The organism is Chryseobacterium sp. 2P, assembly GCF_059579425.1.
The window spans coordinates 733576-747569 of the sequence record NZ_CM184194.1 but is presented as its reverse complement, the minus strand read 5'-3'; the positions used below and the strand labels follow the sequence as shown (position 1 = coordinate 747569).

Here is a 13994-nt window from a genome sequence, read left to right as displayed (position 1 = left end):
TATTTGATTTTTATTTGTTTGTTAATTCTTTATTAATTTGAGATACACTCCGTTTGTCCATCCGAAACCATCCTGATTAGGATATTCTCCGCCTCCTGCAACGGTTTCGATGTCTAAAGCATTGTATTTTTCCATCAGTTTTCCGGTGTTTTTGTATACCCTTTCCACGTTGCTGCACCAGTTGTTTTTAATTTTTTCAGCAAGATCATCAAATCCGTAGTTTTTCATCGACTGATAACCCAGCCATTGATATGGCGCCCAGGCGTTTGGAAAATCCCATTGCTGACCTGTGTTTTTAGTCGTTGTTACTAAACCTCCCTGATACAGAAATTTTTCTTCAATATTTTTCGCAACAGCTTTTGCCTGATCTTCACTGGCGATTTTCAGGAACAAAGGATAAAGAGCAGCAATATGTTCAGACGGTGTGTTTGTGTTTTTTTGAGTATGATAGTCTCTGTATGTTCCGGAAGTTTCGTCCCAGAAATACTGATCTATCATTTGTCTTCGCTTTGCTGCCCTTTCAGAATAATCAATTTTTCTTTCATTTAATTTTTGAAGCGATGAAGATTTTGCCAGTGTTTCTTCCAAATGCCATAAAAGGCAGTTCAGATCAACTTCAGCAAGATTCAGCGTTTCAATAGTCTGTATATGTTCTCCGTCTGCAAACCATCTGCTGGAAAAATCCCAACCCGATTCACAGGCGCTTCTAATGTTTCTGTAAAACTCTTCTCCTGCATTTTCACTGTCTTCAATATCAATTAAATAACTTTCAGGGCGCGGTATGTTTTCAGCATCATAATATCTGTTCAATACATCTCCGTGAATTGTTTTCACTACTCTATTTGTCGCCGAACCATTTTCCAGTTTTTCAGCTCCGTTCATCCAGAAAGCATATTCTTTTTCTAAAGTGTCGTAGTATCTGATGTAGATGTTTTCGTCTTTCGTTGTTTCGAAAAGCAGATCCAGCATCAACGAGAAATAGGGCGGCTGAGAACGGCTTAAGAAATGGGTTCTGCTTGCATTCGGTACAAATCCTACATTCTGAATAAGATACGAACAGTTTTCAATAATATTTTCCATCATTTCCACTCTTCCGGAAACCTGAAGTCCCAACATGATGTAATAACTGTCCCAGTAGAAAAATTCGTTAAAACGACCTCCCGGAACCACATAAGGTTTTGGAAGTTTCAGTAAAGTCCCCTTTTCCTCATAAGCTGTTCTTGTCAGTTCATCCCATAATTTTCCGATATGTTCTTCAATTGGAAGGTGATCTTCCCTCTGAATAGATATTTTAGCTCCCAGAAAATCGAAATTTGACAATACAAATTCTTTCAGATTAAAATTTTTCGACTGTTTCCCTTCTTCATATTTTGCATTAATTTCTTCGACCGGAAACAAGGGAACCGCATCCGTCATCATCTTCTGATCTTCAAAAACCTCTGATCTCTGCACATCATCAAAAAGAGCCTGAATTTCATATATATATAACTGCTTCTTCATTTTATTTTTTAGGATTTATTTTTAATTTGTTCATAATAACTGCTGAAACAATCAACAATGAAAGCGGAATTAATGAAAGGTAAAATGCCTGCTGTCCGCTGAATTCCTGAAACACAAAACCTGTAATAATCGATCCGATGGTTCCTCCGATTGCAGAGAAAACCACAATTAAACCCGACATTGCGCTGTGTAAATATTTCGGAATGGATGCTAAGATCACCGAATTGATGCTTGGATAAATCGGAGCCAAAAGACCGCCCATCAAAGGAAATAAGTAAACAACCAACGGAGCATTTAACCAGGTTGTTCCTGCATCAATACTAATATTGTGAGTTAATGGCAGAACCAATAAAATACTTATGGCAAAACCTACCACACAAAAAGAAACCACGTAGATCCAACTGAACTTTTTAGAGAAGAATCCTGATAAGAATCTCCCCAAAGCAAAAGCTCCTGCCAAAACCGCTCCCGCCTGAATACTCATGGAAGTCAGAACTTTTAAAATCTCTTTGTAAAAAGTCGGTGTCCATGTCTGGAAACTCTGCTCTACCAAAACAAAAAGGAAAGCACACAGTAAAAAGAACAGAACTTTTTTATAGCTAAATAAACTCACACTGTTTTTAAGATCTCCAAGCAAGTCCGTTTTTTCGCTTCTCGCTTCATGTTCATCTAATTTTGTGAAGAATAAAAACAAAAATGAAAGTGTGGAAATCCCTCCCAAAACCCAATACACATTCAGCCAATGGGTTGATCTCGGATTATGGTCGTCTATGAATAAGCTGAATAAAACATTTCCCATTAATACGCCGATCATAAAAAAACCTTCCAGATAACCCATAAAACTTGAATGTTCTTTATCTGAATCCGTTACCAAACCGATAGAAGTGAAAACGGAAATCTTAATTAACGCAAAAGAAACCCCGACAATCGTAAACAATAATTTGAAAAACCAAAACGCATTGGCAAAAGGCATTACGAAACACATGCAGCTCACCAAAAGCAAAGCAATCAGCATCGATCTTTTGATCCCTATCTTGGGTAAGAACGAAGCCAGAATGAATGAGCAGATCGCAATCGGCAGATCTTTAAAACCCTCCAGAACACTTGCTGAAGATTTTGAGATCCCGAAGTTTTGCTGCATCTGTAAAATCACCGTTCCTACAGAATTCAGAAGAATGGCAAAAACAAAATAATTTAAAAATAAAACTGCCTTAATGTTGAAATTTTTCATTCATATAATTTCTTGTGGGCTAAGATATAAGCATTTGCCTTAACGTTAATTTAACATTATAAATGAATATTTGAACCATATTAATATAATTATTATTTTAGGAAACAAATTATGATTAACTAAATGAAAGTTACTTTTGAACGCGTAATCCCCGATGAAAAGAGCTCTTTTCGCACGATTCACAACAATTCTCCTATTTCAGAATTCAAATGGGAATATCATTATCATCCCGAAATTGAACTTGTGTGTGTGATTTCCGGGAGCGGAACGCGCCACGTTGGTTATCATAAAAGCAATTATACGAACGGAGATCTGGTGTTAATTGGCTCCAATATTCCTCACTCCGGTTTTGGACTGAACTCCATCGATCCGCATGAAGAAATTGTTTTGCAGTTTAAGGAAGAAATCCTGCAGTTTCCTCAACAGGAAGTTGAAGCAAGATCCATTAAAAATCTTCTGGAGCTGTCAAAATACGGAATTCATTTTCATGATGAGGTTCATATTAATATGCTTCCAAAACTGAGACTGATGCTGGAATCTGAAGGATACAGAAGATATTTATTATTGCTGGAAATTTTATTTGAACTTTCAAAAAGTGAAGACTATGAACTTCTTAACAAAGAGATCATGCCCTACACCATTATTTCTAAAAATAAAACGAGGCTCGAAAATATTTTCACTTACGTGGAACATCATTATGATAAAGAAATTGACATTGAGGATGTTGCCAAACTTGCCAATCTCACTTTGCCTGCATTTTGTAATTTTTTCAAAAAAGCAACTCAGATCACTTTCACCGAATTTGTGAACCGCTACCGCATCAATAAAGCCTGTTTACTGATGGCACAGGACAAAAGTATTTCAGAGTGCAGTTACAGCTGCGGTTTTAATAATGTAACGTATTTCAACAGAATGTTTAAAAAATATACAGGAAAGACCCCTTCAGAATTCATGAAAAATTTTGCACAGAACAGGGTGAATGTAGATTTAAAAGTAGAAGAAAAAGTAAAAGTGAAAGCAAGTTTTTAGCAAAATAAATTGTGGATAACTCTGTGGATAAAATTGTGGATAACTTTTCTAACTAAAATTAAACAACTCATTTATAAATCATTACAAACAAAAAAAGCTGTTCAAAAAGAACAGCTTTATGTATTTGAATTGCAAAGCCATCAACTGATAACCTGCTACGATCAGCCAAAAATTACTTCCACTTGATATTGCATCCCATACTCGGTTTCTGAATTTCTTCCTGCGGTTCTCCCAACAAAAGATTTTCGAAAGCAATAATTAAATCCTCTCCCGTTACTTCTTTGTGATTTCCCGGTCTGGAATCGTCCATCTGTCCTCTGTAAATTAAATCCAGTTTTTCATCGAAGAAAAAGAAATCCGGTGTGCAGGCAGCATCATATGCTTTTGCGATTGCCTGACTTTCGTCGTATAGATAAGGGAAATCAAACTTTCTTTCAATCTGGAATTCAATCATTTTTTCCGGAGAATCTGCGGGATATTTTTCCACATCATTCGAATTGATGGCGATAAATTCAATTCCTCTTTCGTTGTAATCTTCATACAGTTCAGTTAATTTATCAATGACATGAAGAACAAACGGACAGTGGTTGCACATAAAGATCACCAAAGTTCCTTTTTCGCCTTTCAGATCATCCAAAGACTGAATTTCGTTACTTTTTGACGGATTCGGAAGCTCAAAAAAAGGAGCTTTTGTACCCAATTCGATCATATTTGAGGGAGTATTCATAACTTTTTTATTTGGTTACAAAGATATAGAATTTCTTGATCATTATAGTATGGAGGATGGATGCGAGAAGATGGTAGTTTCAGAAATTACAATCGATTGAATGGGACTATAAACTCTATTAATTTTTACAATAATTAAAATATCAACACATTAAAAATACTTCCAGCTCCCATCCTTCCGGCATCCAAGCCAATTTACAGACACTTCAATAATCTTACTTTAAAAGTTAAAGCATAAAATTTGTTTGGAAGATATCCTCAAAAGTTTGTAGTTTTGCTAACACTGTTAGTAATTAAAAATCATGGGTCTGCACGAACGTCGGCAAAGAGAAAAAGAAAATATACGCGCCAGTATTCTGGATGCGGCTTTTTCTTTGGCTAAAACCGAAGGATGGGCATCCCTTTCCATGAGAAAAATTGCTGATGCCATAGAATACAGCGCACCGGTGGTTTATGATTATTTTGAAAACAAAGAAGCGATTTTGTATGAAATTTCGCTGAATGGTTTCAACTGTTTACACATAGAATTACTGAAAGCCCAGAGAGAATATGAAGCTCCGGACGAGCAACTGAAAGCTATTGTTGATGCCTACTGGAAATTTGCATTTAAAAATAAAGAGTATTATCAGCTTATGTTCGGATTGGGAATGCAGTGCAGCGGAAGAGGTATGATGAAAGAAGAATTCTCTTCGTTTCAGGATATGCTTTACGATTGTACTTATAAAATTATTAAGAAAAACGGATCCAATCCGGATAATGCCTGTCACATGTCGCACGCCCTGTTTTCAGCAGTTCATGGCTTGATCTCGATCATGATGATGCGTAATGACGATATTCCTTCTACGATGAACAAAACGACTCTTGATGAAACCGTTTCTGCTTTCATTAAGTCTTTGTAATCTTTTTTGAATTAAAAATTAACACCGTTAGGAATATTAACATCAATTAATATAAAGTATTCATTTAAACCGAATTTAAAATTAAAAAAACAATCATGTAGAATGTAACCAATGAATTGATAATCATTTTTTGTCCTGAATAATTAACACCGTTAGCAAAAGTAACACATTTCACACCTCATCTAAATCATATTTAACCAACAATAAAAAGTTCTTCTCATGGAAACAACAATCTAAAATCACATTAAGAATTTTGAAAATTTTTTTAACCTAAAAATTAACACTGTTAGAAAAAATAACATAATTCAAATTAAAAACATCACTACTTAATTTAACATTTCATTAAAAATTTAAACTCAAAATGAAAATATTTGGAAAAATAAGACTCATTGTACTGATCTCAAGTATTATTCTTTTACAAAACTGCACAAAGGCTGCAGAAGGAGTCAACGCTGCACCACCCGCTCCTGAACTTCCTGTTTACACCGTTATTTCATCACCGGCAACAACCTATCAGGAATTTCCGGCTGCTTTGGAAGGAAAAAATAACGTGGAAATCCGGTCTCAGGTCGACGGATATTTAGATAAAATCTATGTGGAAGAAGGCGCTTACGTAAGAGCCGGACAGCCATTATTCAAAATAGATTCAAGAGCTTACGGAGAACAGATGAATATGGCAAATGCCAATTTACAGGTTGCCAATGCCAATATCCAGAAAGCAAAAGTGGAGGTTGACAGATTAGAGCCTTTGGTTGCTGCAAAAGTCGTATCCGAGGTACAATTGAGAACTGCAAAAGCAAATTATGCAGCCGCAGTTGCCGCCGCTTCACAGGCGAAAGCATCAGTTGGAGGAGCAAAAATCAATATCGGATTTACAACGATTACCGCTCCGGTAAGCGGATACATCGGAAGAATTCCTCACAAAAAAGGAAGTCTGATCTCCAGAACAGATCCGAATCCGCTGACTTTACTATCAGACATCAGCGAGATTTACGCCTACTTTTCTTTAAGCGAACTTGATTTCATTGCTTTTCAAAATAAATATCAGGGAGCAAGCTTAGAAGAAAAATTGAAAAATATGCCGATGGTAGATTTGGTGATTGCAGACAACAGCATTTATCCGCAAAAAGGAAAAATGAGCATCGTAGACGGACAGTTTGACAAATCTACAGGAGCAATCAGCGTTCGTGCTGTTTTCCCAAATACCAACGGTACGTTGAGAACAGGAAATACAGGTAGAGTTCGTATGCCTCAATTGATATCGAATGCTGTCATTATTCCTCAGGAATCTACGTTTGAGATTCAGGATAAAACCTATGTTTATGTAGTTGGTAAAGACCAGAAAGTAACCGGTAAGCCTGTAAAAATCTCAGGAAAAACTGAAAACTATTATTTTATTTCCGAAGGAATACAGCCGGGAGAAAAGATTGTATTCACAGGAATCGGAATGTTAAAAGATGGTGCTTCTATCAAGCCGAAAGCGATTTCATCCGACAGCTTACTGAAAGCAAAACCATTATAACCGTTTAAACTTCTTTAACCACAAAAGTCATAAAAGTTTTTAAACACTTAATTTACTGTAAGTTAAAAAGCAATCGCTCAACAAGTACACATAAGGTTTTGAAAATCTTTGATTTTCAGCTAAAGTGAACTTCATGCAAAGTTTTTAATTAAACTAAAAGCTATTTAAGTGTTAAAAATTTAAAGCTAAAAAGTTTAAACCACATTAAAAAATAAACTTCTTATGTTAAAACAATTTATAGAAAGACCGGTACTCTCTACCGTGATCTCCATAATACTTTTATTATTGGGGGCGCTCTCCCTCTTTAATTTACCCATTGCCCTCTTTCCGGATATTGCTCCGCCGAGCGTTCAGGTAACGGCATTTTATCCGGGAGCCAATGCGGAGGTTGTTGCGCGCTCTGTAGCCACGCCTATCGAAGAAGCTGTGAACGGGGTTGAAAACATGACGTACATGACTTCCAACTCCAGTAACGACGGTACGATGACGCTGAATGTTTTCTTCAAGCAGGGTTCTGATGCAGATAACGCGGCGGTAAACGTACAAAACCGTGTATCCAAAGCGATGAGCCAGCTTCCACAGGAAGTTGTTCAGGCGGGAGTTTCTACCCAGAAAGTACAAAACAGTATGATCATGTTCATGGGGTTATCCAGTAACGATCCTAAACAATATGACGAACTTTTTTTACAGAATTATCTGAAAATTAATATCATTCCGCAGATTCAGCGTATTCCCGGAGTAGCGCAGGCACAGGTTTTCGGAACGAGAGATTATTCCATGAGACTTTGGCTGAAACCGGACAGATTAGCAGCAAACGGACTTTCGCCTCAGGAAGTTCTGAACGCGGTAAAAGATCACAATTTAGAAGCCGCTCCCGGTCGTTTAGGACAGGGAAGCAAGGAAACTTATGAATATATTTTAAAGTATAAAGGGAAATTAAACAAGAACGAAGACTACGAAAACATTGCTATTAAAGCCAATACAGACGGTTCATTTTTAAGATTAAAAGATGTGGCAAGAGTAGAATTCGGATCTTATACCTATACAGCAGCTAACAGAGTGGACGGGAAACCGGTAGCCGGATTTGCGATTATGCAGACTGCTGGTTCCAACGCCAACGAGATCTTAACGGAAATTGAAAAACAGGTAGACCAGTTCAAAACAACGCTTCCAAAAGGAGTGGAACCGATCATCATGTACAATTCTAAAGATTTCTTAGACGCGTCTATTCATCAGGTTGTTGAAACTTTAGTGATCGCATTTATTCTGGTATTTATTGTAGTGTATATTTTCCTTCAGGATTTCAGATCTACTTTAATTCCTGCGATTGCGGTTCCTGTTGCGATTATTGGTACCTTCTTTTTCTTACAGTTATTTGGTTTCAGTATCAATATGCTGACTTTGTTTGCCTTGGTACTCGCGATTGGTATTGTAGTGGATGATGCAATTGTGGTAGTAGAAGCCATTCACTCCAAAATGGAACATACCGGAATGCCTGTGGAACAAGCCACAACAAGTTCGATGAGTGAAATTTCCGGAGCCATTATTTCCATTACTCTGGTGATGTGTGCCGTATTTATTCCGGTTGGTTTCATGCAGGGACCTGCAGGAGTTTTCTACAGACAGTTTGCCTTTACACTGGCAATTGCCATTATGATTTCTGCGGTGAATGCCTTAACATTAAGTCCGGCTCTTTGTGCTTTATTATTAAATGATCCTCAGGGAGAACACGGTGAACATGGGAAAAAAACAGGTTTCGGAGCGAGATTTTTCAATGCTTTCAATACAAGCTTTAATAAATTAACGAAGAAATATATTTACAGTCTTAAATTTTTAATTAAAAACAAATGGGTTGCCGTTGGAGGATTGGTTTTACTAACTGCTGCAAGTGTTTTCTTAATTAAAAAAGCACCGTCAGGATTTATTCCTACCGAAGATCAGGGTTTCATTTTGTATGCCGTGAATACTCCTCCGGGAAGTTCATTAGACAGGACTCACAACGCAACAGAGCAGATTGATAAAATCATCAACGGAGAAAAAGCGAAAAAAAATCTCTGGGTTGCAGACGGTCTGAACTTCATCAGTAACGCCAATGCTTCTCCGTATTCCGCAGGTTTCATTAAATTAAAAGACCATGATCAACGAGGTGAAATCAGCGATCCCGATCAGATTGCAGCAGGATTAACAGGGAAAGTTTCGCAGGTGAAAGATGCCAATGCATTCTTCTTCAATTTCCCTACCGTTCAGGGATTTGGTAACGTTTCCGGTTTTGAATTTATGCTTCAGGACAGAACGAACGGCTCTTTGGAACAATTAGGAACCAACACTCAGGCTTTCATCGGAGAATTGATGAAACGTCCGGAAATTGCCTTCGCGTTTACAACGTATGCAGCAGGAAATCCTCAATTCACGATTGAAGTTGATAATGATAAAGCCAATCAGTTAGGCGTTTCAATTACAGAATTGATGCAGACGATGCAGATTTATTACGGAAGCAGCTTTGTTTCAGATTTCAACCGATTCGGGAAGTACTACAGAGTAATGGCTCAGGCAGATATTCCTTACCGTACCGATGCGAATTCTTTGGAAGGAATTTATGTTAAAAATAAATCCGGCGAAATGGTTCCTGTAAAAACATTGGTGACTTTAAAAAGAAGTTTCGGACCTGAAACGGTGACCAGAAACAACCTTTTCAATGCGGTAACGATCAACGGAACACCGAAGCCGGGTTACAGTACCGGAGATGCGATTAAAGCAGTGGAAGAAGTAGCACAGAAATCACTTCCTAGAGGTTATGGTTACGAATGGACGGGAATCACCCGTGAAGAGATTAAAACAAGCGGACAGACCTCATTTATCTTTATGCTGAGTATTTTGTTTGTCTATTTCTTACTGGCAGCGCAGTACGAAAGTTACATTCTTCCGTTTGCAGTTATTTTAATGATTCCTACAGGTATTTTCGGAGTATTTGCCTTCACGGGACTTGCCGGAATTGATAACAACATTTACGTTCAGGTCGGATTGATCATGCTGGTCGGATTATTGGCGAAAAACGCGATCCTTATTGTAGAATTTGCCGTACAACGAAGAAATGCAGGAAGATCATTGCTGGAATCTGCACTTCAGGCTTCAACACTGCGTTTGAGACCGATCTTAATGACCTCATTTGCCTTCATCATCGGGATGCTGCCGTTAGTTTGGACTCAGGGAGCTTCCGCAAAAGGTAACCACTCAATCGGGATGAGTACTGTGGGCGGAATGTTGACAGGAGTTGTATTCGGAGTATTCATTATTCCTGTGATGTTTGTGATTTTCCAGTATTTACATGAAAAAATGCCGAGCAGAAAAAAGAAAAGACTTCAAAGACAGAAACTGGAGCAAGAACTTTTAGCTGCGGCTCATTAATATATGATTGACAAAACTTTGAGATTTTCAAACAAGAATTTAAACGCAAAGATTTATTATTAATTGCGAATATTTTTAAAGGAGCAAAGAAAGCGACAAGTCGCTGATGAAGCTGGATGATTAAAAGTTCGCTTCTTAAAATTAATTCATTGATTAAATCTTTGCTTACTTAAATATTTTATATCAAAAATTTTCCTTTGCGTTAAAAAATTTCAAAACAAAAAGTAAAAAAACTTTGAGATTTTCAAACAAGAATTTAATCGAAGATTTATTATTAATTACGAATATTTTTAAAGGAGCAAAGAAAGCGACAAATCGCTGATGAAACTGCATAATTAAAAGTTCGCTTCTTAAAATCAATTTCATTGATTAAATCTTTGCTCACTTAAATATTTTATATCAAAAATTTTCCTTTGCATTAAAAAATTTCAAAACAAAAAGTAAAAAAACTTTGAGATTTTCAAACAGGAATTTAAACGCAAAGATTTATTATTAATTACTAATATTTTTAAAGAAGCAAAGAAAGCGACAAGTCACTGATGAAGCTGCATGATTAAAGTTCGCTTCTTAAAATCAATTTCATTGATTAAATCTTTGCTCACTTAAATATTTTATATCAAAAATTTTCCTTTGCGTTAAAAAATTTCAAAACAAAAAGTAGAAAAAAAACTGCTTGAAACAATTTCTCAAAGTTTTGTAATCCATTAAAAATTTAAACCTTTATGAAAAGAATAAAAAATATCATCATCACTTTTGGACTGGCTTTGGTTTCAGTCTCCTGTGTGTCGAAACTGGCATACAAGGAGCCTGAACTGGAGCTTCCCGAAACCTTTAAATATACCGCAACAGCAGATACTGCAAGTGTAGCGAATCTGGAATGGAGAAAGTTTTTCAGCGATCCGATGCTGCAAAACTTAATCGAAAAAGGAATTAAAAACAACTACGATTTACAGATTGCTTTAAAACAGGTTGCTTCTTCACAGGAGAAATTAAAACAGGCAAAATATCTTCAATATCCCGATGTTGGTTTCGGAGTTTCCGCACAGATTTCAAAGCCTTCCAAAAACAGCATGAACGGACAAAGTTTAAACCTATTCTTAGGAAAAAGCTATGTTGAAGATTACAATGCAGCATTCAATTTGTCTTGGGAAGCAGATATTTGGGGCAAAATTAAAAATCAGCAGGAAGTTTCAAAAATGCAGTATCTGCAGACTTACGAAGCAACAAAAGCCATTCAGACACAGGTTGTTGCAGCCATTGCGCAGGGATATTACAATCTGTTGATGCTGGATAAACAATTGCAGATCGCCCAATCTAATCTGGAACTCAGCAATCGTACGCTTTCTCTTACAGAAAAATTATGGCAAAGCGGTGACACCACTTCTTTGGGAGTTCAGCAGGCAACCGCCCAGAAACAATCGACTGAACTTTTGATTACACAATTGGAGCAAAATATTGCCATTCAGGAAAATGCATTGAGTATTTTAGTGGGTGAAAATCCGGGAAAAATCAGCAGAACGATTGAAATGTCTGAAACTTCTTTACCACAGGACATTTCCGCAGGACTTCCCGCAGCAATGGTAAGCCGTCGTCCGGATGTTCGTCAACAGGAATTGGTTTTGCTGGAATCCAATTCTATGGTGGGAATTGCGCAGGCAAATATGTATCCTTCCTTGAAAATTACGGCAAATGGCGGTGTCAATTCATTTAAAATTGATAACTGGTTTCAGATTCCGGCTTCTTTGTTCGGGTCTGTTTTGGGAGGATTGACTCAGCCGATTTTCCAGAAAAGACAATTGAAAACGGACTTAAATGTGGCTAAAATTCAGAGAGAGAAAAACGTATTGGCGTTCCGTCAGTCGGTTTTAAATGCAGTGGGAGAAGTTTCTGATGCTTTGGTTTCTAATGAGAGTTTAAAAGTTCAGGAAGAAAAAGCAACGGAACAGGTGGCAACCTTAAAAAATGGAATTAAAAGTGCCGAAATGCTGTACAAAGGCGGAATGGCAAACTATTTAGAAGTAATAACAGCTCAGGGAAATTCTTTACAGGCAGAACTGAATCTCGCGTCCGTAAAAAGACAGAGATTGAGCAGTATTGTCGATTTGTACCGGGCTTTAGGTGGCGGCTGGAAGTAGTAAATTTGAATTATATTGTTATGGGATGCAGTCTTTCGGGGCTGCATTTTTTGTTAATCAAAGCAAGCTTTTACAAAAAATTAGGTACTGGTTATTTTATTAAACAGCAAATATATGACGATAAAACAATTTCAAATACGAAATCGTCCCAAATCTCTTCGAGACGATTTCCTCCTTCGTGTTTTTAAAATCATATTTTATTTTTCTTATAATCGACTTCACTAAAACTAAATAATATTTTTTACATTCTATAGTAGAGAAATGCAAAGCCATCATTATAAAGTGTGAAGAATTATAATTTAGTAATAGAATAACTACCGTTACTTATTGCACCATTAGGCTTTGCAATTTGACATCCTGAGATTTCGTCTCCAACACCATAACCAATGAAAACCGCAATTTTAGTATTAGCGACAGTTGTTCTAAAGATAGTGTTTGCTCTATTTGGTGTCGCAGTAATATAACCTGAGATATTTCCTGCGGAATCACTATCTGCAACCCAAATATTTCTATTTACAGTATAAGTAGTAAAACTGGTACCCGAGCTTGCCAAAGCGATGGTAGTATTAACTCCGACTAATTCTCTGGAATTTGTCACAACAGTACCGGTGCTACAGACACCATACCATACCAAATCCAAACGATAATATCCGACTGCTGGCAGAACAATATAAGCGACATTACTTCTTGCACTTCCATCTATTGTTGCAGAAGCAGCTACACCATAGGTAGCACTTATAGTATTTACCGCTAAATCTGCACTGGATAGATCCAAAGCACGGACAACATTTCCGGCAGCTGTTGTTAAGTTGAATGCTAAACCTGCAGTCTGAAGTTCGCCATACAGATAAGGAGGTGCTCCCGCTGTAAAAATACCCACCTGACCAGTAGTATTGTCTATTCCCAAAGCATTATAGCCTGAGGACAAAGTATTGCTAAGGACATTTGGAAAAGCAATTGTACCTTTAGCTTCTAAATTATAGCCCGGGCTGGGCTGCCCTATTCCCACATTTCCATTTTCCAGTACTGTCAAAGTTTCTGAGCCACTGTTATTACGTAAACGAAAAGTTTTTGTATTCGAACCTGATATTGTTTTAACATCCAAAGTTGATGCAGGAGACGTTTCATTAACTCCTACATTTCCCGTCTGAGCAAGCCCATTTATGAAAAGGCAAACTAAAATACTAAAATAAATAATTGACTTTCTCATGAGATTTAATTTTATATTAAAATGATATGTGTTTTTACTACTATTTTGATATGACGGAGATAATAAATTTTTCAAAAACGTCATGAAGCACTCTAGATTTATTGTAGATGAGTTCACCACAATAGCTGAAGATATTTTTAATTGTATATCAATCATTTAACAGATCTATCTTACATTTTTAAAAGCGATATAAATTCATTTTAAGTTCTTCAGTGCTTTTGTTTCAAAATGAGCTTTTGTGTAATCATTATTATTCTGAGAGGGACTATTATGCAGTGTAAAAACTAAAAACTCTGAATTACCAAAAGCTCATTAAAAAATATATAAACACAACTCT

9 protein-coding genes are annotated in these 13994 nt (G+C 36.8%); 5 read left to right on the top strand and 4 right to left on the bottom strand.

Annotated elements, in window-relative coordinates:
* Window positions 1–21: 21 nt before the first annotated feature.
* Together AC52CF_RS03240 and AC52CF_RS03235 are read right to left on the bottom strand one after the other, a co-directional pair.
* Window positions 22–1500, bottom strand: a complete 1479-nt coding sequence (locus tag AC52CF_RS03240) for a trehalase family glycosidase (RefSeq protein WP_375191099.1) — start codon at window positions 1498–1500, stop codon at window positions 22–24.
* A 1-nt stretch (window position 1501) separates the two neighbouring features.
* Window positions 1502–2731, bottom strand: coding sequence for an MFS transporter (locus AC52CF_RS03235; RefSeq protein WP_496517844.1), 1230 nt, complete (start codon window positions 2729–2731; stop codon window positions 1502–1504).
* 123 nt (window positions 2732–2854) lie between these two features.
* Between AC52CF_RS03235 and AC52CF_RS03230 the strand changes: the two genes are divergently transcribed.
* Window positions 2855–3760, top strand: a complete 906-nt coding sequence (locus tag AC52CF_RS03230) for an AraC family transcriptional regulator (RefSeq protein WP_496517843.1) — start codon at window positions 2855–2857, stop codon at window positions 3758–3760.
* A 172-nt stretch (window positions 3761–3932) separates the two neighbouring features.
* On the opposite strand, the gene AC52CF_RS03225 is transcribed toward AC52CF_RS03230, so the two are convergent.
* Complete coding sequence (locus AC52CF_RS03225; protein WP_076390886.1) at window positions 3933–4487, bottom strand: thioredoxin family protein; 555 nt, start codon at window positions 4485–4487, stop codon at window positions 3933–3935.
* Between the two features lie 301 nt (window positions 4488–4788).
* On the opposite strand from AC52CF_RS03225, the gene AC52CF_RS03220 reads away from it, so the two are divergent.
* The 4 genes from AC52CF_RS03220 (at window position 4789) to AC52CF_RS03205 (ending at window position 12447) form a co-directional block, all read left to right on the top strand.
* Window positions 4789–5385: a TetR/AcrR family transcriptional regulator gene (locus AC52CF_RS03220; RefSeq protein ID WP_214590812.1), complete on the top strand. Its 597-nt coding sequence runs from the start codon at window positions 4789–4791 to the stop codon at window positions 5383–5385.
* A gap of 361 nt (window positions 5386–5746) precedes the next feature.
* Window positions 5747–6907: an efflux RND transporter periplasmic adaptor subunit gene (locus AC52CF_RS03215; protein WP_214590813.1), complete on the top strand. Its 1161-nt coding sequence runs from the start codon at window positions 5747–5749 to the stop codon at window positions 6905–6907.
* A gap of 222 nt (window positions 6908–7129) precedes the next feature.
* A complete protein-coding gene (locus AC52CF_RS03210; RefSeq protein ID WP_496517842.1) occupies window positions 7130–10312 on the top strand; it encodes an efflux RND transporter permease subunit in 3183 nt (1060 codons plus the stop codon).
* Window positions 10313–11034: 722 nt separating this feature from the next.
* On the top strand, window positions 11035–12447 hold the full coding sequence (locus AC52CF_RS03205; protein WP_214590815.1) for an efflux transporter outer membrane subunit: 1413 nt from the start codon (window positions 11035–11037) through the stop codon (window positions 12445–12447).
* Between the two features lie 292 nt (window positions 12448–12739).
* Here the strand turns inward: AC52CF_RS03205 and AC52CF_RS03200 are convergent, their stop codons facing one another.
* Window positions 12740–13813 carry a hypothetical protein gene (locus tag AC52CF_RS03200; RefSeq protein WP_214590816.1) on the bottom strand — a complete coding sequence of 358 codons (1074 nt, stop codon included), beginning with the start codon at window positions 13811–13813 and terminating at the stop codon, window positions 12740–12742.
* Between the last annotated feature and the right edge of the window lie 181 nt (window positions 13814–13994).